Annotated in this window: 20 protein-coding genes; 14 read left to right on the forward strand and 6 right to left on the reverse strand. The window is 71.1% G+C overall.

The genetic code is table 11. The features are described from left to right. Positions 1-61: 61 nt before the first annotated feature. From OV427_RS12445 to OV427_RS12490, 10 genes are all read left to right on the forward strand, one after another. Positions 62-1,516 carry a ferritin-like domain-containing protein gene (locus OV427_RS12445; protein WP_267856303.1) on the forward strand — a complete coding sequence of 485 codons (1,455 nt, stop codon included), beginning with the start codon at positions 62-64 and terminating at the stop codon, positions 1,514-1,516. 23 nt (positions 1,517-1,539) lie between these two features. Then, positions 1,540-2,970, forward strand: a complete 1,431-nt coding sequence (locus OV427_RS12450) for a hypothetical protein (protein ID WP_267856304.1) — start codon at positions 1,540-1,542, stop codon at positions 2,968-2,970. Beyond that, a complete protein-coding gene (locus OV427_RS12455; RefSeq protein ID WP_267856305.1) occupies positions 2,967-3,833 on the forward strand; it encodes a hypothetical protein in 867 nt (288 codons plus the stop codon). The genes OV427_RS12450 and OV427_RS12455 overlap by 4 nt, the downstream gene beginning before the upstream one ends. Beyond that, positions 3,830-5,194, forward strand: coding sequence for a radical SAM/SPASM domain-containing protein (locus tag OV427_RS12460; RefSeq protein ID WP_267856306.1), 1,365 nt, complete (start codon positions 3,830-3,832; stop codon positions 5,192-5,194). Before OV427_RS12455 ends, OV427_RS12460 begins: the two co-directional genes overlap by 4 nt. Beyond that, positions 5,191-6,636, forward strand: coding sequence for an NAD(P)/FAD-dependent oxidoreductase (locus OV427_RS12465; protein ID WP_267856307.1), 1,446 nt, complete (start codon positions 5,191-5,193; stop codon positions 6,634-6,636). Before OV427_RS12460 ends, OV427_RS12465 begins: the two co-directional genes overlap by 4 nt. A 167-nt stretch (positions 6,637-6,803) precedes the next feature. Further along, a complete protein-coding gene (locus OV427_RS12470; protein WP_267856308.1) occupies positions 6,804-8,642 on the forward strand; it encodes a patatin-like phospholipase family protein in 1,839 nt (612 codons plus the stop codon). Next, the gene (locus OV427_RS12475) at positions 8,633-9,685 is read left to right on the forward strand and encodes a hypothetical protein (protein ID WP_267856309.1); all 1,053 of its coding nucleotides are present in this window, start codon (positions 8,633-8,635) and stop codon (positions 9,683-9,685) included. Before OV427_RS12470 ends, OV427_RS12475 begins: the two co-directional genes overlap by 10 nt. 47 nt (positions 9,686-9,732) lie before the next feature. Then, complete coding sequence (locus OV427_RS12480; protein WP_267856310.1) at positions 9,733-10,371, forward strand: AgmX/PglI C-terminal domain-containing protein; 639 nt, start codon at positions 9,733-9,735, stop codon at positions 10,369-10,371. 38 nt (positions 10,372-10,409) lie between these two features. Further along, positions 10,410-11,246, forward strand: a complete 837-nt coding sequence (locus OV427_RS12485) for a GNAT family N-acetyltransferase (RefSeq protein WP_267856311.1) — start codon at positions 10,410-10,412, stop codon at positions 11,244-11,246. Positions 11,247-11,274: 28 nt separating this feature from the next. Further along, positions 11,275-11,898 (forward strand): tRNA-(ms[2]io[6]A)-hydroxylase, encoded by a 624-nt coding sequence (locus OV427_RS12490; protein ID WP_267856312.1) that lies wholly within the window; start codon positions 11,275-11,277, stop codon positions 11,896-11,898. Between the two features lie 36 nt (positions 11,899-11,934). Here the strand turns inward: OV427_RS12490 and OV427_RS12495 are convergent, their stop codons facing one another. Continuing rightward, a complete protein-coding gene (locus OV427_RS12495; RefSeq protein ID WP_267856313.1) occupies positions 11,935-13,833 on the reverse strand; it encodes an SLC13 family permease in 1,899 nt (632 codons plus the stop codon). Between the two features lie 207 nt (positions 13,834-14,040). On the opposite strand from OV427_RS12495, the gene OV427_RS12500 reads away from it, so the two are divergent. The 4 genes from OV427_RS12500 (at position 14,041) to OV427_RS12515 (ending at position 19,509) form a co-directional block, all read left to right on the forward strand. After that, the gene (locus OV427_RS12500) at positions 14,041-15,060 is read left to right on the forward strand and encodes an Rpn family recombination-promoting nuclease/putative transposase (protein ID WP_267856314.1); all 1,020 of its coding nucleotides are present in this window, start codon (positions 14,041-14,043) and stop codon (positions 15,058-15,060) included. Between the two features lie 260 nt (positions 15,061-15,320). Then, on the forward strand, positions 15,321-17,114 hold the full coding sequence (locus OV427_RS12505; RefSeq protein ID WP_267856315.1) for a phosphoenolpyruvate carboxykinase (GTP): 1,794 nt from the start codon (positions 15,321-15,323) through the stop codon (positions 17,112-17,114). Between the two features lie 146 nt (positions 17,115-17,260). Next, entirely contained in the window at positions 17,261-18,085 is an 825-nt protein-coding gene (locus OV427_RS12510) for a tetratricopeptide repeat protein (RefSeq protein WP_267856316.1), read from the forward strand. Then, positions 18,085-19,509 carry an ABC transporter substrate-binding protein gene (locus OV427_RS12515; protein ID WP_267856317.1) on the forward strand — a complete coding sequence of 475 codons (1,425 nt, stop codon included), beginning with the start codon at positions 18,085-18,087 and terminating at the stop codon, positions 19,507-19,509. Before OV427_RS12510 ends, OV427_RS12515 begins: the two co-directional genes overlap by 1 nt. Here the strand turns inward: OV427_RS12515 and OV427_RS12520 are convergent. From OV427_RS12520 to bioB, 5 genes are all read right to left on the reverse strand, one after another. After that, positions 19,490-20,680, reverse strand: a complete 1,191-nt coding sequence (locus OV427_RS12520) for a pyridoxal phosphate-dependent aminotransferase (RefSeq protein WP_267856318.1) — start codon at positions 20,678-20,680, stop codon at positions 19,490-19,492. The genes OV427_RS12515 and OV427_RS12520 overlap by 20 nt on opposite strands. Beyond that, entirely contained in the window at positions 20,677-20,955 is a 279-nt protein-coding gene (locus OV427_RS12525) for a hypothetical protein (RefSeq protein WP_206721553.1), read from the reverse strand. Before OV427_RS12525 ends, OV427_RS12520 begins: the two co-directional genes overlap by 4 nt. Positions 20,956-21,087: 132 nt before the next feature. Beyond that, on the reverse strand, positions 21,088-21,765 hold the full coding sequence (gene bioD / locus OV427_RS12530) for a dethiobiotin synthase (RefSeq protein WP_267856319.1): 678 nt from the start codon (positions 21,763-21,765) through the stop codon (positions 21,088-21,090). Next, entirely contained in the window at positions 21,758-22,924 is a 1,167-nt protein-coding gene (bioF, locus tag OV427_RS12535; protein ID WP_267856320.1) for an 8-amino-7-oxononanoate synthase, read from the reverse strand. Before bioF ends, bioD begins: the two co-directional genes overlap by 8 nt. A 2-nt stretch (positions 22,925-22,926) precedes the next feature. Beyond that, on the reverse strand, positions 22,927-23,961 hold the full coding sequence (bioB, locus tag OV427_RS12540) for a biotin synthase BioB (protein ID WP_267856321.1): 1,035 nt from the start codon (positions 23,959-23,961) through the stop codon (positions 22,927-22,929). Positions 23,962-24,106 lie beyond the last annotated feature (145 nt).

A 24,106-nucleotide genomic window follows, 5' to 3' on the forward strand; every position in this document is an offset into this window, starting at 1 on the left:
TGACATCCGAAATTCAGGATGTTCTGGTTTGCCCGCCGCATCCACGATGTCGGGAGGGGACATGCGTTCACGGATGAGCAGGCATCTGGAGTCGCTGCTGCGATTCGAGCCGCAGCCGGCGGCGCTCCGCGCGTTGGAGCCGAAGGCCCGGGGCGTGAAGCCCTTCTTCCGCAGCGAGCCGGAGCTGCCTCCCGAGTTCAACTGGCACGACTACTCCGTCCTCCTGCTCCACATCGCCGCGGAGGTGGAGCACGCGCTGATGGCGCAGTACCTGTACGCCGCCTATTCGCTGGGCGGGCCGCTGGTCCCCTCGAAGCACCGCGACAGGGTGCGGCACTGGCAGGAAGTCATCCTGGGCATCGCCAAGGAGGAGATGGGGCACCTCATCACCGTGCAGAACGTGCTGCGGCTCCTCGGCGCGCCGCTCAACCTGGACCGTGAGGACTACCCCTGGGGAAGCCAGTTCTACCCCTTCGACTTCACCCTGGAGCCGCTCACCAAGAACTCGCTGGCCCGCTACGTCTACGCGGAGATGCCGGCCGGCTGGGAGGGCGCGGAGGCGGAGGAGGTCAAGAAGCGCGCGCAGCAGGGCAACCCCTCGCAGCAGCCGCTGCACCGCGTGGGCGTGCTGTATGACCGGATGCAGAAGGTGCTCGCCAACCCCGAGTGGGTGAAGGACGCGGACTTCCAGGCGGCCACCACGACGTTCCAGGCCTCGTGGGACGAGTGGGGCCGAGGCTACATGCGCGGCGCGCGGGGGCAGTCCACGGGCGGGCCCCGCCAGGCCACGCCGGACGTCATCGTCCAGCCCGTCAGCAACCGGGACGAGGCCGTCGCCGCGCTGGCCGCCGTCGGCATCCAGGGCGAGGCGCTCTTCTTCGACGAGGACGCGGACGAGAAGTCCCACTTCCGCCGCTTCCTGGACATCTACCGCCAGTTCCCCGACGGCGAGTGGACGCCCACGCGGCCGGTGCCCATCAACCCGAAGACGGAGATGGACCTCAACGCCAACCGGGTGGTGCGGCTGTCCGCGGCGAAGGCGAAGACGGCGGCTCCCGTGAGCACCGTCATCACCCATCCGGAGTCCGTCACCTGGGCCCACCTGTTCAACGTGCGCTACCGCATGCTGCTGATGTACCTGTCGCACGCGTACCAGCTCGCCGGCGCCACGGGACAGGGGGACGCGCTCACCCCGCGCGGGCTGCTCATCAACCGCACCTTCGGTGAGATGTACAACGTGCGCGCCATCTCCAACATCCTGGTGGAGCTGCCGCTCGACGAGTCGGGCTCGGGCGCGGTGGCCGCGCCGCCCTTCGAGATGCCGTACACGCTGGACCTGCCGGACACGGAGCCGGACCGGTGGCGGCTGCACCGGGACCTCCTGGAGACGGCACTGCAGCTCAACAAATCGCTGCGCGAGCGCTTCCCGGGCCGGCACGCAGACTACCTCCGGGCCCTGGAGGACCTGGACGGAGCGGCGCTGCAGAGCGCCCTACGGATGATTCCGAAGCCCTGAGCCGCCTCACCGGAGGACCTGGCGTGACCATCAAGGAACTGCGAATCCTTCCCCCGCTGGCCATCGCGCGTCTCGGCGAGGCCCCGGACCCGCTGGACAACTACGAGCTGGAAGTCCCGGACGGGGACCCGCTCGGCTACCGGCGCCTGCGCGCCGCCCCCACCTTCCGCGTGGACCCGGCGACGGGCGCCATCTCCGAGGCCTTCCTCCCCACCGAAATCGCCTTCAAGTCCCCCGAGGGCCACATCCGCCCGGTGGCGCCCTTCCTGGAGGTCTGGGCCGTCACCGACAAGGACAGCCTGGTGCCGCTCACCGTCGAGCTGCTCGCCCAGCACGGGCTGCGGCCGTCGGACGTGAAGTGGGAGGTGCGGGTAGGCAACATCAAGATCTTCCGCCGCACGGGGAAGGAGCGGGACAAGATCATCGCCAGCACGGGGCGCTTCTCCGACCACGACGCCCACCCGCTAGACGGCCAGTGCCGCAACTTCCGCGAAGGCAAGGTGCTGCCATTGGGCACGGTGCGGTACATCCGCCCCACCGATGAGTTCCCGGAGATACGCCTGCGCTTCACCCCCGGGGCGGGCCACGTGTACGGCTCCAGCGCGGAGACGCCGGGCTCCGACGGCAAGCCCGTCCCCGACGAGAACCTCCAGCCCGAGCGCATCCTCTACGACCCGGAGAAGGGCGACTGGACGCGCTACCAGGAGAGCGCTGGCCCCGAGCTGACGATGCCGGCCCAAATCTACGCGGGCTATTCGTCAGACAAGAAGGGCGGGTTCGACCCGAGCGGCGCGTACTGGAAGAGCCGTGGGTACTTCGATGACGAGTGCGACGGACTGGTCCACGTCCAGCTCAAGCTCAAGGGCGCCGCCGAGCCGCTGAAGGCCTTCGCTCGCATCGGCGCCGGGCCGCCGGCCTTCGCGCCGGACAGCTTCCCGGTGCGCACCGTGGCGGATGACCTGGACCAGGCGCTGAACGGGCCCCAGACGCGCGAGCGGGACGCCACGCCGGAGGCAGCCGAGGACATCGTCCGCCGCGCCTTCGAAACCATCCGGCTGATGAACACCGCGGTGATGAACGGCAACACGGTGAATGGCCAGGTGGACGTGGCCAGCACCATGGTGCGGCAGGACACCGCGGACACCGGCCGACTCTTCGAGCCCATCATGGCCCCGTCGCTGGTGGACAACCTCACCATCAAGGCCCTGCACCAGAACGTCTTCACCGCGCTGCAGGGAGGGGCGGCGCCCTGGTTCTCGGACGTGCTGCGGCGCCACGACGAGGTGGGGGACTTGAGCAACAAGGGGCGCCGGAAGATGCCGGCGATGATGCGTGGCGCGGACGGGCGCACCCTGGCGCTCACGCGCCGGCAGGTGGACACCGTCAGCAAGGCCGCGCGCAGGGCGCTGTTCAAGCAGGGCAAGCCGGGCCGGAGCGGAGGGGACACGGAATGAAGAAGCTCGACCCGAAGAACCTGTCCGCGCAGCTTCACTACAGGGCCGCCGGCAACCCGCCGGGCACCCTGCCCTCGTCCGCCATCTCCAACTGCTTCCCCGGGCTGGAGTTCGACTTCCGCAACGTGTGGCGCCGCATCTTCGTCGGCATCGAAATGCACGAGGCGGACAACTACGTGATGAAGGTGGACCGGGGCCTGGAGCACCTGCTCCACCACCGGCTGCTGCGCGTGGACGGCCACCCGCTGGTGGTGCCCGTCATGGGCCCACAGCGCCCCGGCTCGGACCCCATCCAGCTCACCAACTCGGCCAATCCAGAGGGCATCACCTTCATGGAGTGGTCCAACGCCCTGGCGGAGGTGCTGCACGCCAAGGCGGGCAAGAAGGTCCGCTGCGAGTTCACCAAGGAGAAGTCCGACCTCCCCGCCGCCATCCCCACGGACAAGAAGCAGCTCCTCGTGGCGGACCTGGAGGTGCGGCACTTCTTCGCCCGGGGCCCGCAGGGGCAGCTCGCCGTCATCGCCGAGGAGCTGGCGCAGCCCGGCGAGCTGACACAGGGGCTGTGCTCGCCCTGGCAGAACGACTACCGCGAGTGCGCCTGCTACTACTGGGCCGCCAGTCGCCCGGACTACGTGAGCGTGGAGCAAGGGCCGCAGGGCACCAGCATCGGCATCAACTGGATGCAGAAGGAGCGCGGCCCCGAGGTGCCCCAGCAGTACATCCTCGACAACCGCTCGGACTCGCGGCTGGTCTCCTACGACGACCTCTTCCGCCACTGGCAGGAGTCGCTGCACTTCCAGATTGAAGGCCGGGACAGCGTCTCGGTGCCGCTGCCGGAGGGAGACGGGGAGCCCCCGGCATGAGCGGCCCGGACGCGGCCCAGGCACGCAGGCTCTTCGCGCTGTCCCTGCCCCACGTGCCAGACGTGCACCTCTACCAGACGCAGGTGGGCCAGCACCTGCTGGTCGTGAATGGCAGCCGCCTGTTCGACGTGGATGCCGAGGCCTCCGACGCGCTGGACCGCGCGCGGCGGGACCATGACGGAGCGGAGGTGCGGCGGCTGCTGGAGGCGCTGGGCGTCTCCGAAGCGCCGTTCATCGACGACACGCCCGTGCAGACCCCACCGGTGCGGGCGCTGTCGCTGGCGGTGGCCCAGAAGTGCAACCTGGGCTGCACGTACTGCTATGCGCAGCAGGGAGACTTCGGCGGTCCGGCGCGCAACATGCCGCTGCAGACGGCGCTGGAGGCAGTGGACCTGCTGCTGCGCGACGCCGGCCGGGGCGAGCGGGTGAACCTGTCGTTCCTCGGCGGAGAGCCTCTCTTCAACCGGGCCGTCATCCGCGCCGCGACGGAGCGGGCCGTGGAGGGCGCACGGGCGAAGGGTGTCTCGCTGACGCTGTCGCTCACCACCAACGGCACGCTGCTGACCGAGGACGATGCCGTCTTCCTGGAGGAGCACGGCTTCGCGGTGACGGTGAGCCTGGACGGGCTCCAGGAGACGCATGACCGGCTGCGCGCCTTCAAGGGAGGCCAGGGCAGCTTCGCGAAGGTGATGGCCCATGTGGCGCCGCTGCTGGCCCGCCAGCGCCAGATGCAGGTCACCGCGCGCGTCACCGTCACGCCGCGCAACCTGGAGCTGCGCCAGACGCTGGACGCCTTCGTGGAGCAGGGGTTCCACGCCGTCGGCTTCTCCCCGATGCTCAGCTCCCCCACGGGCCGCGACGAAATGGGGCACACGGAGCTGGAGCTGATGCTCGAGCAGATGGTGGACTGCGGCCAGGAGTTCGAACGGCGGGTCATCGCCGGGCGGCGCTACCCGTTCTCCAACATGGTCAACGCGATGCGCGAGCTGCACAAGGGCACCCACCGGCCCTATCCGTGCGGCGCGGGCGCGGGCTACCTCGGCGTCTCCGCCAGCGGCGAGCTGGCCGCGTGCCACCGCTTCGTGGGGGACGAGGAAGGCGCGATGGGCGACCTCGTCACCGGCGTGGACCGCGAGCGTCAGTCGAAATGGCTCACGGAGCGCCACGTGCACCGCCAGGAGCCGTGCCGCTCCTGCTGGGCGCGCTACCTGTGCGGCGGCGGCTGCCACCACGAGGTCATCCAGCGGGGACGGCCGGCCTGCGACTACATCCGGGGCTGGCTGCACTACTGCCTGGAGGCGTACAGCCGGCTCTCCCAGACCCGGCCCGACTACTTCGGCCTGCCTCCGGCGAGCGGGTGAGCGGGTTGGACGCGGGGCCGAGCACCGAGGTCTGCGTCATCGGCGGGGGGCCGGCGGGCTCCGCGCTGGCGCTGCGGCTCGCGCGCCTGGGCCATGAGGTGTACCTCGTGGAGCGCCATGCCTTCCCCCGGCCCCAGGTGGGCGAGGCCCTGACGCCGGGCGTGTGGCCGCAGCTCGAGGTGCTGGGCGTGGCCGAAGCCGTCCGGAGCGAGGGCTTCCTCCCGGCGCGGGAAGCGCTCGTGCGCTGGGAGGACACCACCGCGCGACCCGTGCGCGCGCGCATGGGCGCGGACGGGCTGCTGGTGGACCGGGGGCGCTTCGATGCGCTGCTGCTCGCCGCTGCGGCCTCCGCTGGCGTGCGGGTGCTCCAGCCCGCCACGGCCCGGCGCCCCGAGCGAACGGCGGGCGGCTGGGTGGTGCCCCTCCTCCATGAAGGGCGGGAGACGCGTCTTCGGGCGCGGTTCCTCGCGGACGCGGGCGGGCGGAGTGGCTGCCTGGGCGGACGGAAGGTGCCCGTCTCCGCGCCCACCCTGGCGCTCCACGGGTACTGGCGCGGGGAGCGGCGCCAGGGGCCGGAGACGCGCGTGGTGGCGGGGCCGGACGGCTGGTCCTGGGGCGCGCACCTGCCGGATGGCACCTTCAGCGCCATGGCCTTCGTGGACCCGGCGCTGCTGCGCGAGCGGGGCGTCGGACGGCGCTCGCTGGAGCCGCTCTACCGGGAGCTGATGGACGGCTCGGGACTGCTGGAGGCGTGGACGGCGCCCCGCCTCGTCGGCGGCGTGCGCGCCCGCGATGCGACGTGCTACCGGGACGAGGTGCCCATTGAAGAGGACTGCATCAAGGTGGGCGAGGCCAGCTTCTCCATCGACCCGCTCTCCTCCTCGGGCGTGCAGAAGGCCCTGCAGACCGCGCTGAGCGGTGCCGTGGCCGTGCATACGCTGCTCGTCCGGCCCGGCAACGCGGCCGCCGCGCTGCGCTTCTACCGGGAGGACCAGCGCGACTCGGTGGCGCGGCACGCGGCCTGGGCGGCCGGGTACTACGGGGAGCACCGTGCGCATGCGGACCGGCCCTTCTGGAAGCGCCGCGCCGCACGGAGCCCCATGCCGTCGCCCCCGGAGCCCCCGCCGCTGCCGCAGGACGCGCTGGCCCACCGCCGCTGGCGCCTGGCGAGCGACGCCGTCCTGGTGGACACGCCGTGCATCGTCGGAGACGTCATCGAGCTGCGCGGGGCGCTCAGCCATCCCCGGCTCGCGAGGCCCGTTGCCTGGCTGGATGGCGTCGAACTGGCCTCCCTCGTGGAGAGCCTCCGCGAGGGCCTCACGCTCCCGCAACTGGCGGCGGCCTGGGCACGGCGGGTGCCATGGCGCCAGGGCGTCAGCATCCTGGGCTGGCTCTACCGGCAGGGACTCCTCACCGAAGTCACTCCGAGCGGCTCGCGGTGAGCTTCGCGTATGTCGGCCCCGGACAGGAGGCACGGGGTTTTGCGCAACCACGGCAGAGCCATGCGCTAACGTCACGCGAAGCTGATGCGGCGAAGGGGCCGCTGGACCCGGCCGCCCGCGCGCGCCCAGGCCACGTCCCCTCCTGAAGACTCCCGACGGGGGACACGATGACCCGGAGCACCACCTCCCTGCTGTTCCTGGCCGCGCTCACCACGCTCGTGAGCGGCTGCTTCCTGCGGACGGACTATCTCCTGAGCGAGCTGAACAAGCCCTCGGAGCCCAAGTCCGCGCCGCTGCCCATTCCCGCCCGCGAGCGCGTGGCGCGCCTGACGCGCTCGCACCTCGTGGATGCATACGTGGACCCTCAGGAGGTGGCCCGCTGGATGTCGGCGATGGGCAACTCGCCGCAGGTCATCCTCGACCAGGTGGAGTGCCTCCGGAAGACCTCCGGCGGCACCAACCAGGTCTGCTTCCAGACCTTCATGGACAAGGCCGTGTCGGCGTCACTCTGGGGCCTGCCGCCGCCTCCGAAGTCGGTGGACCCCATCAACCCGGCCGCCGCGGAGGTGGACGCCGCGCGCTTCCTCGGCAATGCACTGGGCATCGCCCAGTCGCTGGTGTCCCTGCAGGACTCGCTGCAGGACCCGGTGAGCCCGCACGTGCTCGGCCGCGGCATCCTCGAGGGCGCCGAGTCCGCAGCGCAGTACATCAGCGCCCGCCGCTGGAGCCGCAAGCTGGGGCGCCCGTCCAACGCCGTCGTCCTCAGCGGCGGCGGTGCCAATGGTGCCTTCAGCGCCGGCATCATGTGGCGGCTGCTCGGCATCCTCGAGCAGTGCCGGGGCAAGCCCGCGCCCGAGGGCTGCGGGGATGCCCGCATCGACCTGGCCGCCGGCACCAGCACCGGCGCGCTCATCAGCACCCTCGTGGACCTGTTCCACACGCCCGGCCAGGAGGCGAAGGCCCGGCAGATGCTCCTCGACAACTACACCTGCTCGGTGGAGTCGGACCTGTACTGCGTCAACTCCACCTGGATATGGAAGATTGCCTCGGACCTGCGGGGCCTCGTCCGCTTCGACGGCGTCCAGGCCAAGCTGCGCGGCGCCGTCATCCCCGCGCAGCTCACCAACGACACGGAGCTGGTGACGGTCTCCGTGGACTTCAACACCGGCGACGTCTACGGCATCAGCGACCAGGACCCGCAGGACATCGACCCGAAGGCGTCCGAGCAGCAGCGCGTGGAGGGAGTCATCAACGCCGCGGTGGCCTCCATCGTCGAGCCCGTCCTCGCCGAGCCGGTGCCGTGGCTGCCCTCCAACGCCGGCCGCTTCCGGGGGACGTTCCTCGACGGCGGCGTGCGCTCCGGCCTGCCGCTGCTCCAGGCCGTCCAGCGCGGCGCCGAGCGCGTGCTCATCATCTCCACCGGCGGCCTCCAGGCGGAGACGGCCAACCCGCCGCCCCATGCCGTCAGCACGCTGATGCGCACCATCGACCTGTTCGTCACGCAGCCACGCGTGGGCGAGGTGCAGCAGGGAGAGCTGGCCGCCGTCGGCCGGCGCTTCGCCGAGTACAACGTCTGCGAGGAGCGACTGGCGGACGTGGACAACGAGGGCAACATCGGCCCGTTCTGCCGCCGCACCGGCCCGGGCTTCGTCCCCAAGGAGCCCGTCGCGCTCCAGGCGGCCACCAGCATGTGGCTGGGCTCGGCGCGCTTCGACCAGGTGGCGTCCAGCTGGCGCTCGGCGTGGATGTTCCGCCCGGAGTCCCAGCTGCAGACGGCCAGCGGCTACTCGTTCGCCCCGGCGGTCATGCGTCCGCTCTTCCAGGACGGCGTGAAGACCTTCCAGCAGCGGTGCACGGAGGTGCTGCGCCTCTTCGAAATCCGCGGCGACATCGCGAAGCGCGAGTGCGACAAGTCCGTGGACGCGGCGGTCGCCGAGGCCGAGGCTCGGTTCTCCCCGGTGGGCCAGTGCACGGACAAGAAGCCGGAGCAGCGCGAGTGCGACTGACGTCCGAGCAGATGCGGCGCGTGGTGCACGCCATCTCCGCCGGCACGGACCCGGCCCCGCCGCCCGTGGCCCGGATGGCCGTCCGCTCCGTGGCGACGCGGGAGGTGGCCCCCCTCCTCGCGAAGGAGCATGCGCGCTGGTGGACCGCGCCCAACGTGGTGGGCCTGTGCTTCGCGCCCAAGCTGAAGCGCGGGCGCGTGGACGACCTGGCCCTCCAGGTGCTGGTGCGCCTCAAGCGCCCGAAGAGCAAGGTGGCGGCGAGCCGCCGCATTCCCGACTCCGTGAACCTGGAGGCCCTGGGGCTGCGCGGCCGCGTGCCCACCGACGTGCGCGAGGTCGGCGCGCCATGGCTGGAGTCGCTCATCAGCGGCGACCGCCCGGTGCTGCCGGGCTTCAACATCAGCCACCGGCGGGGCGGCTCCGGCACGCTGGGGTGCGTGGTGCGCTCCGCCGACACGGACGAGTTGCTGGGCCTGTCCTGCGCGCACGTCATCGGCAACTACGGCCGCGGCGTCCCCGGGGACCGCGTGCTCGTCCCGTCGCAGGAGGAGGCGCGGGACCACGGGGGCCTCGCGGCCGCCCGGTTCGGCACGCTCGTGCGCATGGGGCCGCTCATCCCCGGCCGGGAGCAGGCCGCCACCAACGTGGACGCGGCGACGGTGCGCCCGGACAGGGCCGGCCTGCTCGGCACTTCCATCGCCGTGCTGGACCTGACGCCCACCACCCTGAGGGACGACGTCCCCCTGGACCTGCCGGTGCGAATGGTGGGCGCCACCAGCGAGAAGGTGTCCGGCACCATCGCGGCGCTGCACCTCACCATCGGCCTGCCCTACCCCATGGAGGACGGCGGCGAGCAGGTGCTCTGGTTCGCAGACCAGCTCGGCGTCACGCCCTGCACCCACCCGGGAGACTCGGGGGCGCTCGTGGTGGATGACGCGGGCGCGGCGGTGGGCCTCCACCAGGCGGGCGCCGAGGGCCTGAGCGTGTGCACGCCCATCCGCCGCGTGCTCGACAGCGTCGGGTGCACCCTGACGGTGGAGTGAGACTTATCCTTTGCGGTGGGCACCCCTCCCGGGCCCCGCGTGAGCGCATGTCCAACCCTTCCGTCATCCGCTGGGCCGTCATCCCCCTGGTGAGCCTGGGCATCCTGGTGCTCGCCGCCACGCTGTCCTGGTGGCTGCTACGGCCCGTGGAACCCCCGCCCCGAGAGGCCACGCCGCCCCCCGCCGAGGCCGAGCGCCCTCCCGACCCCTCGATTCCCCCCCTCGAAGCGCCCGCCGTCGTCCCGCCCCCGCCCTTCCCCTCCCACCCGACCCAGCTCCCCGCGACAGTGACCCCGACGCCGACGCCGCCCCCTACCGCCACCGGGACGATGCGTGTGGCGGAAGTCGACCCCGTCATCGAGGCCACCACCGGGCGCATCAGCCCCGACGACGTCCGGGGCGCCATCCGGGCCGTGACTCCGCTCGTGCAGCAATGTTTCGAGGACGCAGCACAGCGAAACCGGGGGCCCCAGACGGTGCGGCTGCGTTTCACGGTGGAGGGGAAGGACGCGGAGGGGCAGATGACGGGAGGGGAATTGATGGAGAGCACCATTCCGGACCCGATGGTGCAGGCGTGTGTGCTGGACTCGCTCCTGGACGCCCGGTTCCCCGCCCCGGCGGGTGGGGGGAAGGCAACGGTCGTCTACCCCTTCGAGTTCCGCATACCGGGGGAGGCTGGCCGGTAGGGCCGGGTTTTGCGTAAGGTGGCGCTCCCCCACCCTTCATGCCTGTCACCGTCGAACAGCTTGGGACCCAGGACGCGGAAGCCCTGCGGGCGCTGCTTTCGAAGGACCCGGTCCACAACCTCTACCTGCTGGGGTTGCTGGAGGAGTTCGGCATCGCCCCGCGCGGGCGGGTGCCCTTCGCCTTCTACGGGCGCTTCGACAACCAGGTCCTCACAGCCGCCGTCTTCGTGGGCGGCGAGGGCGGGCTGGTGGTGCCCAGCGCGAGCGACGCCACCGCCACCAGCGTCATCGCCGACGCGCTGGCCTCGTCGCTGAAGCTGCGCGGCACGGTGGGGGACAAGTCCTCGGTGGACGCGCTGGTGCGCAGCCTGTGCCAGGGCAAGCCGCGCCTGTCTCGCACGCAGCGGCTGTTCAGCGTGTCCGCGGATGATTTGGGTCCCTTCACCAACCCGCTGCTGCGGCTGGCGCGCGAGGAGGACCTGCCCCGGCTGTTGCCCCTGGCCCAGGGCTTCGTGCGCGAGGCCCTGGAGAGAGACCCGCTGGCGGAGGACCCGCGCGGCTACGAGGCCCGCATCATCCAGCGCGTCCGCCAGCGCCGCACGTACGTGCTGGAGGAGGCGGGCGGGCTGGTGTTCAAGGTCGACATCGGCAGCCGCTCCCAGTACGGGGCGGAGCTGGAGGGGCTCTACACGCTGCCGGCCGAGCGGAAGAAGGGCCACGCCACGCTGTGCCTGGGACAGATTTCCCGGCACCTGCTGTCCTCGCTGCCGCGCCTGACGATGCGCATCGACGAGCGCGACGAGAGCAGCGCCCGAATCGCCCGCAAGGTCGGCTACCTGGCCGGCCGTACCCAGCGGCTCGTCCTGGTCGACTAGCTGTGCCTGCCCTACAGTCCGCGCCCGCATGAGCCGTCCCACGCCTTCCCGCCGTCCCCTCTCCGGAGAGGGTCCCGTCATCCTCCACGCCGCCACCGACGCGCGCTGGCTGCCGCTGGCGCTCGAGCGCTTCGACGAGGTGCTGGTGGACCACGCCCACTGCGAGAAGAAGGCCGCCGCCAACGCGCTGTCGCTGCTCCAGGTGTACCCGGACCTGCCGGGGCTGCCGGCGCAGATGGCGCGACTCGCCCGCGAGGAGAGCGCGCACCTGGCCAAGGTGCTGGAGTTGATGGAGGCACGCGGCCTGACGCTGACGAAGGACTCCGGGGACCCGTACGCCCAGGCCCTGCAGAAGCTGGTGCGCAACCCGTCCGCGGAGCGCCGCGTGGACCGGCTCCTGGTGGCCGCCGTCATCGAGGCCCGCTCGTGCGAGCGCCTCTCGCTGCTCGCCGAGGGGCTCACCGACCCGGCGCTCGCGCGCTTCTACGGGGAGCTGGCCCAGTCCGAGGACGGGCACCAGTCCCTCTTCTTCCGGCTGGCCGTCACCGCCGCCAACGGCGACGAAGCCACCGTGCGCGAGCGGCTGGAGTGGATGCTGGAGCACGAAGCCCGCGTCATCACCGACGTGGGCCTGCGCGCCGCCATCCACTGAGGCATCACGGCATGGCCGCGACGGCGCTCACGAGCGTCACGGCCCCGTGCCACCTGCTGGCGCCATGACCGTCGGCCCCGGACTCGCGGGAGCGACGGCGCTCACCGGCGTTCCCCGCGCGGGCGCCTCGCGGGCCGCCTTCTGGAAGGGCCACACCCAGGGCACGGCCACCACCAGCGCGGCCAGGAGCACCGCGGTGAGCGGCGTGCCCAGGCGGAAGAAGTCCGTGAAGCGGTAGTGCCCCGGGCCGTAGACGAGCACGCAGCTGGGCTCCAGCGGGGTGATGAACGAGCAGCTCGCCGCCAGCGTCACGCCCATGGCGAAGGCCCGCGGGTCCACGCCGAGCTCGTGCGCGGCATTGAGCGCCACCGGCAGCACCACCAGCGCCGCGGCCTGGTTGCTCATGGGCGCCGACAAAACGATGGTCAGCACCATCAGCATCGCCAGCACCGTGCGCGGCCCGCCGTACGCCCCCAGCTCCGCCACCGCATTGCCGATGTACTTCCCCGCGCCGCTCTCCTCCATGGCCAGGCCCAGCGCCATCATGGAGCCGATGAGCAGCACCACGCGCCAGTCCACCCGGAAGGCGATGCGCGCGTCCACGCACCCGGTGGCAATCATCGCCAGCATGCCGGTGAGCCCCGCCACCGACAGCGGCACCAGGCCCAGCGACCCGGCCCCCAGCGCCCCCAGGAAGAGCACCACCGCCAGCAGCGCCTTGCGGTGGCGCGGCGGCTGGTAGTCGTGCCCGCCCAGCACCACCAGGTTGGCGCCCTTCGCCAGCTCCGACACCTTCTCCTTCGCCCCGCGCAGGAGCAGCACGTCACCCACGGACAGGGGCATCATCGACAGCGAGCGCTCGCCGAAGATGCGCCCCAGCAGCTGCAGCTTGGTGACGCGCTGAATCGCCGGCTTGCGGTGCAGCGCCAGAGCGACGAGGCCGTAGCGCTCCAGGAACAACGTCTCCTTCAGGCTGCGCCCCGTCAGCGGGCTGCCCTGCGGCACGGTGGCCTCGATGAGGATGGTGTCCTTGTCGCTCAGCTCCGTGTCCGACAGCCTCACGTCCGGCCGGATTTCGATGCCGCGCAGGTCCTTCACCCGGAGGATGTCCTCGCGGTTGCCCTCGATGATGAGACGCTCGTCGCCGTGCAGCCGGTAGTTCGGCACCGCGGGCAGCGTCTGCCCGTCGCGGATGATGCCGATGACGCGCAGGCCGAGCCCTTCCGTGATGTCCGCCAGCTCCCTGCCCACGTAGCGCGAGTCCGCCGGCAGCATCGCCTCGGTGAGGTAGTCGCGCAGCGTCCAGTCGTCCACGCTCCCCTGCCCCTCGCGCGACGGCAGCAAGAGCGGTCCCAGCAGCACCACCACGAGGATGCCGATGATGCACAACGGGAAACCCACCGGCGCCAGCTCCGCCACGCCGATGGCCGACATCCCCATGCGCTGCAGCGCCGCGGACACCACCAGGTTGGTGGACGTGCCGTAGAGGAAGATCATCCCGCCCAGCATCGACGCGTAGGCCAGCGGCAGCAGCACCTTGCTCTTGGGCACCTTCGCCCGGTTCGCCGCGCCAATGGCCACCGGCAGGAAGGCCGCCGTCGTCACCGTGTTGGAGATGATGGAGGAGAAGGCCGCCACCGCGACCATCATCGCCATGACGAACGTCTGATGGCCGAAGCGGGCGAAGAAGGCCAGCCGCTGACCCACGAGCTGCACCACGCCCGTGGAGGCGAGCCCCTGCGTCATGGCCAGCAGCGTGAAGATGAAGATGACCGTGTCGTTGCTGAAGCCCTCGAAGGCCTGCTGCGGCGTGAGAACGCCCGTCAGGGCGAGCAGACACACCACCACCAGCGAGCTGACCTCGATGGGGATGGTGTCGAAGGAGAACAGCACCAACGCGACGACGACGATGCCGAGGACGATGGCGATGGTCATGGGTTCCGCCACCAACCTGTGCCCTTTCCCGCCGCGAGGTGAGCCCCCTGGCGCATCGCGCCGTCGACTACTGGATGCCCGGCCGCTGATACGTGGAATCAGGAGAGCCCTGTCCGGAAGGCCGGTTCACCGCCAGACGCCCCCTCGCGAGCACAGCCACCCGAAGGTCTCCCGTCTGGCCCGACGCGTGCTTTGGGCCCGGCCACCATGTCCGGCCCGCACGACCTCTTCGTCCGCTACACCTTCGGCCATCCCGAGCGGGCCGCGGCTGAGCTGCGCGCCGTGCTGCCCGCGCACGTCGTCTCCGCCGTGGACTGGACGTCTCTGCGCAGAGAACCCGGCAGCGTCGTAGACCCGGAACTGCGAGAAACCGAGAGCGACCTGCTCTTCACGGCGCGCCTGCGCACCGGCCACCCGCTGCTGCTGTATGTGCTGCTGGAGCACCAGTCCACGGTGGACCGGTGGATGGCGCTGCGCATGCTGCGCTACGTGGTGCGCCAGTTGGAGCGTTGGCGCCAGGAGCACCCGGACAGCACCGGGCTGCCGCCCATCCTCCCGCTCGTCATGTACCACGGGCCCGAGGGGGCCTGGACGGCGCCACGCCGGGTGGAGGAGCTCTTCGCGTTGCCGGAGAAAGAGTGGGCACGGTGGCGAGCGCTGGTACCGCGCTTCGAGTACCTGCTCGATGACCTGACAGCGGAGCGGGAGGAGGCGCTGAACTCGCGGCCCGGGCCGCCCCTGGTCCGGCTGGCGTGGTTGGCGTTGCGGTACGGGCGCAGCAAAGCGCTGGCGCGGAAACTGCCGGAGTGGGTGGCGATCTTCGCGCAGGTGCAGACAGGCCCCGGAGGCACCGATGGGTTGGCGGTGCTCATCCGGTACCTCATGTTGACAGGAGATGAGGCCACGCGTGAAGCAACCGGGCAGGTGTTACATTCGGTGCTGGGTGAGCAGCGCAAGGAGGAACTGATGCGGGGCTACGGCGAGGAACTCATCGAGCGAGGACTCCAGCAGGGCCTGGAAAGGGGCCGGGAGGAGGGCCTGGCGCAGGGACTGGTTCGCGGACGCGCCGAGGCCATCCTGCGCATCCTCACCGCACGGGACGTGCCGCTGAACGAATCGGCCCGGAAGCGCATCCTCTCCTGCACGGACATGGCCACGCTGGACCGCTGGTTCGACAAGTCCCTGAACGCCACCTCCTTCTCCGCGGTGTTCGAGGACCCGGCGTAGTCGCCGCTGACGGCGTCGTCAGGTGCAGGCCTCTCCGTACGCGGTGAGCCCCCTGGCGCACTGTGTCGTCAACTACTGGAAGCCCGGTCGCTGATAAGTGGAATTAGTAGAGCCCCGTCTGGTGGCCCGGTTGACTGCCGGACGCCAGTTGCATTCCCGGCCTCCTTCCAGAAGGTTTGTCGTCTCTCCCGTTGGTAGGTTCCGGCCCCTTGGGACGGCACGCGGGAATCCCTATTTCGAGACGACACGAGGATACTTCGATGGCTTCGACGCAAGCGGCGGCGGTGGGTGAGAAGGCCCCCACGAAGAACCCCACGCTCCTGGCCTGGGTGGCCAAGATGGCCCAGATGACCCAGCCGGACAGCATCGTCTGGTGCGACGGCTCCGAGGAGGAGAAGAAGCGCCTGACGGACCAGGCGGTGAAGGAGGGAATCCTCATCCCCCTGAACCAGCAGAAGCGCCCCGGCTGCTATCTGCACCGCTCCAACCCCAATGACGTGGCGCGCGTGGAGCACCTCACGTTCATCTGTACGCCCAACAAGACGGACGCCGGCCCCACCAACAACTGGATGGACCCGGACGAGGCGTACACCAAGCTGGGTCAGCACTTCGACGGCGCCATGAAGGGCCGCACCATGTACGTGGTGCCCTACGCCATGGGCCCCATCGGCAGCCCCTCCACCAAGATTGGCGTGGAGCTCACCGACAGCGTCTACGTGGTGCTCAACATGCGGATCATGGCCCGCATGGGGAAGCAGGCGCTGGACATGCTGGGCGACAGCGACGACTTCAACCGCGGCCTGCACAGCACCGGCGACGTGAATCCGGACCGCCGCTACATCTGCCACTTCCCCCAGGACAACACCATCTGGAGCTTCGGCTCGGGATATGGCGGCAACGTGCTGCTCGGGAAGAAATGCCTCGCGCTGCGCATCGGCAGCTACCTGGGCCGCGAGGAGGGGTGGCTGGCCGAGCACATGCTCATCCTCGGCGTCACCAGCCCCAAGGGTGAGACGACCTACGTCGCCGCCGCCTTCCCGTCCGCGTGCGGCAAGACGAACTTCGCGATGATGATTCCTCCGGCCGAGTACAAGGGCTGGAAGATTGAAACGGTCGGCGACGACATCGCCTGGATGCGCCCCGGTCCGGATGGCCGCCTGTACGCCATCAACCCGGAGGCCGGCTACTTCGGCGTGGTGCCCGGCACCAACTACAAGACCAACCCCAACGCGATGGAGACCATCGCCAAGGACACCCTCTTCACCAACGTGGCGATGACGGCCGACGGTGACGTGTGGTGGGAGGGCAAGGACGGCGAGGTGCCGGACGAGCTCACCGACTGGCAGGGCCGCCCCTGGAAGAAGGGCAGCACGGAGAAGGCGGCGCACCCGAACAGCCGCTTCACCGCGCCCATGGCGAACAACCCGGCGCTCAGCTCCAAGGCCAATGACCCGATGGGCGTGCCCATCTCCGCCCTCATCTTCGGCGGCCGCCGCTCCAACACCATCCCGCTCGTCATCCAGGCGTTCAACTGGACGCACGGCGTGTTCCTCGGCGCCACCATGGGCAGCGAGACCACGGCCGCCGCCACCGGCAAGGTCGGCGTCGTGCGCCGCGACCCCATGGCCATGCTGCCCTTCTGCGGCTACCACATGGGCGACTACCTCCAGCACTGGCTGGACATGCAGAAGGCGATTCCGCAGCTGCCCAAGATCTTCCAGGTCAACTGGTTCCGGCAGGACAAGAACGGCAAGTTCGTCTGGCCGGGCTTCGGGGACAACATGCGCGTGCTCGAGTGGATCGTGAACCGCGTCCACGGCCGCGTCCCCACGAAGGAGACGCTGCTGGGCTGGGTGCCGCGCTCCGACGAGGGCCTCAACCTCAAGGGCCTGGACATCTCCGCCGAGGCCGTCGCCGAGGCCACCTCCATCAAGGAGGACGAGTGGAAGAGCGAGCTGAAGAGCCAGGAGGTCTTCTTCGAGCAGCTGGGCACCAAGGCCCCCGAGGCCCTTATGCTCCAGCGCAAGCTGCTCATCTCCCGTCTGGAGTCCTGAGCCTCCCTGTAGCGACCTGAAGCCCTGTTCCGGGGCCGCTTCCTGCCTGCTCATGCCGGGCGTGGGGCGGCCCCGGTGTCTTTTCACGGGAAGTGAAGGCGCCCTCTTCGCCGTGCGGGCGGCTCCGCGCTAGGCTCGGGGTCACCATGAGACTGGCTTTTGTGTTGTCGGTGGCCCTCGCGCTGGCGCCACCGGTGGCGCTCGCGCAGCGCGGCGGCGCCCGGAATCCGGCGGTCCTCATCCGCGAGGGTGAGCGGCTGTACCAGGCTGGGAAGTACCGCGAGGCGGCCGAGGCGCTGAAGAAGGCGCACGAGCTGTCGCCCAATCCGAAGCTCATCTACAACATCGCCGTCGCCCTGGAGAACGCGGGCGAATTGCGCGAGTCGCTCTCCTGGTACCAGCAGTACGTCGGCAACACGGAGGGCACGGACCCCACGCTGCTCAAGCGCAGCGCGCGCGGCATCGACCGGCTCCAGGTCCTCATCAAGAAGGAGGAGCAGGCGCAGGCCACCGCGGACACCGAGCGCGAGAAGCTCCAGGCGGAAGCCGACGCGGCACGCCGCCGGGCAGAGGAGGAGCAACTGGCGGCCCGGCGCGCGGAGGAGGAGAACCTGCGCCGTCAGCAGGCCGAGCACGAGCGCGCGATGAAGTCGTACAAGCGCCAGCGCATCGCCGCCTTCGCGATTGGCGGCGTGGCCGTGGCCGGCGTGGGCGCGGGCGTGCTCTTCGGCATGCAGGCGCGCGACGCGCGCGAGCAGTTCGACGCCGCCCGGAACCTGGAGGACAAGCAGGCCCGCGCGGACGACACGAAGAGCAAGGCACTGCTCGCGGACATCGGCTTCGGCGTGGGCCTGGCCGGGGCGATTACGGCCATCATCCTCTACCCGAAGGATGGACCGCCCGTGGAGGGCGAGGTGCGGGTGACGTTGGCGCCCAGGGGCGCCGGAGCCGGAATGGAGGTCAGCTTCTGATGCGCGCGCTGGGACTGATGACGTGCTGCACCGTGCTGCTGGCCGGCTGCAGCTTCACCACCGCCGGTGGGCTCACCGAGTGCGAGACGAGCGCGGACTGCGACTCGGCGCAGGTGTGCAACGAGGGCTTCTGCCTGCCGCAGCCGGTGGGCTGTGGCGACGTGTTCGGCCCCGTCTCCAAGCCGAACACGATTCCGCTGGGCGCGGCGCTGCCCCTGACGACGTCCGAGGGCAAGGACGAGTCCGAGGAGCAGGCGCTCAACTCCATCAAGCTGGTGATTGAAGAGGTCAACCAGCGCGAGGGCATCAACGGCCGGAACTTCATCCTCTACATCTGCGACACCGGCTCCGACGCCGCGCGCGCCCGTGAGCAGGCCCAGTGGCTGGTGAACGAGAAGGCGGTGCCGGTGGTCTTCACTTCCGGCAGCGCGCAGACGATTGCCGCCTCCAGCGTCACCATCGCCGCCGGCGCACTGATGATGACGCACACGTCGACGAGCCCGGACATCGCCACGCTGCCCGACAAGGCTCAAGGAGCGGCGGGGCTGGTGTGGCGGACGGCGCCCTCGGACACGCTGCAGGGCCGCGTCATCGGCGACCTGCTCCAGGGCACCATCACCGTGGCGGACAACGCGACGGCCTTCGCGAACACGAACAAGGTCGTGCTGTCCTACGTGGACGACCCGTATGGCCAGGGCCTGTCCGGCGTGGTGCTCCGCCGGCTGACGCAGCCGCAGGTCATCTCCGCGAAGTACAACCGCAACGCGGACGTGACTCCGGCGGTGACCGCCATCAGCACCCAGCAGCCCGACATCACGGTGATGGTGGGCTTCTCCGAGGACAACGCGAAGGTCATCAACCAGCTCGCCGCCCAGGGCACCAAGGGGCGGAAGTGGTTCTTCACGGACGCCGGCAAGGACCCGGGCCTGTTCACCAACCTGGGTGCCAACAAGAGCGAGGTCAATGGCGCCTACGGCACCGCCCCGGCCCAGGCCCGTACCGGGGACAACGTGTACAAGCAGTTCGCCAACCGCTTCCAGGCCGCGTACGGCAAGGACCCGGGCCAGTTCTCCTTCACCGCGCACGCGTTTGACGCCATGTACCTCGTCGCGCTGGGCACCGCCTACGCGGCGGGCCCGGACGCCAGCAAGCCGCAGCCCATCACCGGCGCCCGCATCGCCGAGGGGCTGACGCACATGACGCCGGGCGCGGGCGTCACCGCGCCAGCCTTCGACCTGGGCTACAACGACTTCATCAGCGCCCGGGATGCCATGCGCACCGGTACCGTCATCAACGTGAAGGGCGCCAGCGGCGACCTGGACTTCAACAACGACACGGGCGAGGCCCCGTCCGAGTACGAGCTGTGGAAGGTGGAGAACGGCGCCTTCAAGACGGTGCAGCTCATCAAGCCGTCCGCGGACTGACGGGCCCCTCTCCCAACACCCGCGCCAGCACCTCCACGGCGGCGGCGAACACCTCGGGCGTCGGCAGCAGCGACAGCACGAGGAAGGCGCCGCCGCCGAAGTCGTAGAAGTACCCCGGCTGCACCCGCACGCCCGCGTCCAGCAGGGCGAGGCAGGTGGCCTCCTCGCCGGGCTCCGCCGGAATCCTCAGCACCGCGCTCCACCCGCCGTGCGCGGGCACCACGTCCCACGTGGCGCCCGCCGGGCGGGCCTTCAGCAGGCGCTGGCGGTTGCCCCTCACGCGCTCCAGCACCGCTGCCTGGAAGCGGGGCACGTGGGCCAGCAACTCCGGGAGCGCGAGCTGCACGGGCGTGCCCACCGGCAGGTACGTGTCCGCCACCCACTCCAGCCGCGCCAGCGCCTCGTCGCGCAGGGGCTGGGGGCCGCCCACGTGCATCCACCCCAGCTTGAGGCCGGGCAGCCCCGCGACTTTCGACAGGCCGGACAGGGCGAAGGTGAGCGCGGGCAGCGCGCGTCCGGCCACGGTGGCCACGCGCGAGGGCTCGGTGTCCCAGGCGAAGTCACTGAAGACTTCATCGGACACCAGCGCCAGCCCGTGGCGCGCGCACGCGTCCGCCAGCGCCGCCAGTTCGCCCTCGTGCAGGTAGTGGCCGGTGGGGTTGCCGGGGTTGACGACGAGCACCGCGCGGGTGCGGGCGTCGCACGCGGCCTCCACCTCGTCCACGTCCAGGCCGAAGCCGTGCGCGCGGGGCAGGGGGTAGGGCCGCGTCTCCACGCCCTCCAGGCGCGCGAGGTGCTCGAAGAGGGGGTAACTGGGCGCGGGCACCAGGACGTTGTCTCCCGGCTCGCACAGCAGCTTGAAGAGCCACCCGTAGGCCTCGCTGGTGCTGGCCGTCAGCACGAGGTGCTCGGGGGACACGGCCGCGCCGCGGGCCGTCAGGTGCGTGGCCAGGGCGTGGCGCGCGGAAGGAAGGCCGAGGGCTTCCGGCGCGTAGCCACAGGCGCCGGGAGGGGCGAGCAGGCCTGTCGCGGGGGCGGGCAGCCCCACGCGCGTGGGGTTGGACTCGGTGACGTCCAGCAGGGGGAGCCCGCGGGCGCGGTGCCGGGCGAGCGCCTGTGCCAGCGGGTTGGGGGTGCGGGGGAAGTCGGAGCGGGCGGAGAAGCCGCTCACAGGCCCGTCTGCAGCATGGCGTTGGCCACGCGGCGGATGAGCTCCCGGCGCAGCTCCTTGCGGCAGTGCTCGATGGCCTTCTCGTGGGGCCGGGGCAGCGCGGGGTCTCGGGTGCGCAGCGCGGTCCGGAGGACGAGCTCGACCTTCGAGGGCTCGATGTGGAACAGCCGAGGCCCCTCCTTCTGGAGGAAGTAGCTGAGCCCCCTCTGGTCGATGAGCTTCGTGAAGAAGCGCCGGACGTCCGCGTGGAACGTGAGGTCGATGATGTCCGCCATTCGCAACGCGTTCTCGCGCGGAAAAAACGGCCCGTCCATTTCACGGCCGCGTGACTCAAAAACTTGCGCGACCTGTAGCACTCGTCCTTTGGCGAAAACGCGCCGGAGGCCGATTTTCCGGCCTCCGCGCGCTCAGGGCATCAGCGCGCGCAGGGCCTTCCGGAACGCGGTGTGCCGTCGGCGCGCGTCAGGCAGGTACGGCACCGGTCCCAGCACCGGGACGCCGTGACGATCTTCCAGCAGCAGGCGGTTGTCGCGCTCGGACGGGTCCTTCGCCGCGGTGCCGCGCGACAGCAGCACGGCCTTCACGGGGATGCGGCGCGCGGCGAGCGCCTGGAGCGACAGGGCCGTGTGGTTGAGCGTGCCCAGCCCCGCGCGGGCCACCAGCAGTACGGGCAGGCGCAGGGTGGCGATGAGGTCGATGACGTCGTGCCGTGAGTCGAGGGGCACGAAGAGGCCGCCGGCCCCCTCCACCACCGTGATGCCATGGGAGAGCCGCTTCCACGCGGCCAGGGTGACGTCCCAGTCCGGCTCCCGGCCCAGGCGGCGCGCGGCCACGCCGGGGGCCAGGGGCGCTCGGAAGCGGTGGGGGCAGAGGGCGTCCACGGGCAGCGTGCTGCGCGCCGCCTCGCGCAGCGCCAGCGCATCCGCCGGGGCGCGCAGGGAGGCGCAGCCGCTCTCGTAGGGCTTGAAGCCCTGGGGCTGGAGGCCCGCGTCCGCCAGCAGCGACAGCAGCGCGCACGAGGCCTGCGTCTTGCCCACGCCGGTGTCCGTACCGGTGACGAAGATTTGGAAGGGCCGGCTAGCCATGGTGCACTCCCACCCGGCGCAGGGCGTCCAGCGCCAGGTCCACGTGGCCCAGGGTGTGGGCGGCGGAGAGGCAGAAGCGCAGCCGGCTGGTGCCCTCGGGCACGGTGGGCGGGCGGATGGCCTTCACCAGCACGCCCGCCTCGCGCAGGCGGCGCGCGGCGTCCAGGGCGCGCTCGGGTTCTCCGAGGACGATGGGGAACACGGCGCTGCGGGCTTCGGCCCTCAGGCCCAGCGCGCGCAGGCCGGCCGCGAAGCGGCGGATGTTGCGCCACAGCCGCTCGCGCAGGGCCGGGTCGCCCTCCACTGCGTCCACGGCGGCCTCGGCGGCGGCGCACAGCGCGGCGGGCAGCGCGGTGGAGAAGACGAAGGGCCGCGCGCGGGACACCAGCAGGTCCGCCACCGCGCGCGAGGTGGCCACGTACGCGCCCATGCCGCCCAGCGCCTTGCTGAGCGTGCCCATGCGCAGCTCCACGCGCGCCTCCAGGCCCAGCTCCTCACACAGGCCCGCGCCGCGGGCGCCCAGCACGCCGGTGGCGTGGGCCTCGTCCACCATCAGCGCGGCGCCGTGTGCCTCACAGGCCTCGACGATGTCGCGCAGCGGGGCCACGTCGCCGTCCATGGAGAAGACGGTGTCGGTGACGACGAGCTTGCGCCGCGCGGGCGTGTCCGCGAGCGCGCGGGACAGCGCCTCCACGTCCGCATGCGGATGGACGACGACGCGGGCGCGGGACAGGCGGCAGCCGTCCACGAGGGAGGCGTGGTTGAGGGCGTCGGAGAAGACGGCGTCACCGGGGCCCACGAGGGCGGGCAGGATGCCGGTGTTGGCGGCATAGCCGCTGTTGAAGAGGAGCACGGCCTCGGCGCGCTCGAAGGCGCAGAGGCGCGCCTCCAGCCGGTGGTGCGCGGACGTGTCGCCCACGACGAGCCGGCTGGCGCCGGTGCCCATGCCGTAGCGCTCCAGCGCGGCGGCGGCGGCGGCGCGCACGGACGGCGAGGCGGCCAGCCCGAGGTAGTCGTTGGAGGAGAAGTTGACGAGCGTCTCCCCGCCCATGCGGACCACCGGGCCCTGGGGCGAGTCCAGCGGCTCCAGGTGCCGACGCAGGCCGCGCGCGGAGAGGGCTTCCAGGTCCTCCCGCGCCCACTTCGAGGCGACGCTCACGTCTACCCGTCCCGCCGGGGCTCCAGCGGGCGGATGCCGGCCTTCTCGAGCAGGGCCATGTCCTGGCCGTACTCGGGGTTGCCAGTGGTGAGCAGCTTCTCGCCAAAGAAGAGCGAGTTGGCGCCCGCCATCATGCACAGCAACTGCGCCTCCTCGTTCATCTGCTGGCGGCCCGCGGACAGGCGCACCATGGACTGCGGCATGAGGACACGGGCGGTGGCGATGGTGCGCACCATGTCCACCGTCTCGATGCGCGGCTGCTCGGCCAGCGGCGTGCCCTCCACGGCCACCAGCGCGTTGACGGGCACCGACTCCGGGTGGTGCTCCTGGTTGGCCAGCGTGCGCAGCAGGTTGCAGCGGTCGTCCACCGACTCGCCCATGCCGATGATGCCGCCGCAGCACACGGAGATGCCGGCCTCGCGCACGCGGTTGAGCGTCTTCAGCCGGTCGTCATACGTGCGGGTGGAGATGATGTCGCCGTAGTGCTCGGGCGAGGTGTCCAGGTTGTGGTTGTACGCATCCAGCCCCGCCTCGCGCAGGCGCTTCGCCTGGCTGTCGGTGAGCATGCCCAGCGTGGCGCACGCCTCCATGCCCAGGGCGCGCACGCCGCGCACCATCTCCAGCACGCTGTCGAACTGTGGGCCGTCCTTCACCTCGCGCCACGCGGCGCCCATGCAGAAGCGCGTGGCCCCGGCGGCGCGAGCCTTCGACGCGGCCGCCAGCACCTCCGGCACCGCCATCAGCTTCTCCGCCTTGACGCCCGTCTTGTAGCGGGCCGCCTGCGGGCAGTACGCACAGTCCTCGGAGCAGCCGCCCGTCTTGATGGACAGGAGCGAGCACAGCTGCACCTTGTTGTCCTGGAACACGGTCCGGTGGACCGTCTGCGCCCGGTGGACCAGGTCCAGCAGCGGCATGGCGTAGATGGCGCGGACCTCGGCGAGCGACCAGTCATGGCGCACCTCGACACCCGGAGGCGGCGGCGCGGCCGTGTGGGAATGGCCGTGAAAGGACTCGCTGGGGGCGGCGGTGTCGGGCATGGGCTCCTCGGCAGGTTGGAGGAGCGCGAACGTGCGCGGGCGGCGGGAAGTTGTCAACGTCGCTGAGCGGACAGGTTGACGACTTCCCACGACAGAAAAACGGGCCGGCGCCCGCGGGGAAGCCCCGGGGCACCGGCCCTGCCAA

Source organism: Pyxidicoccus sp. MSG2, from assembly GCF_026626705.1.
Lineage (GTDB): Bacteria > Myxococcota > Myxococcia > Myxococcales > Myxococcaceae > Myxococcus.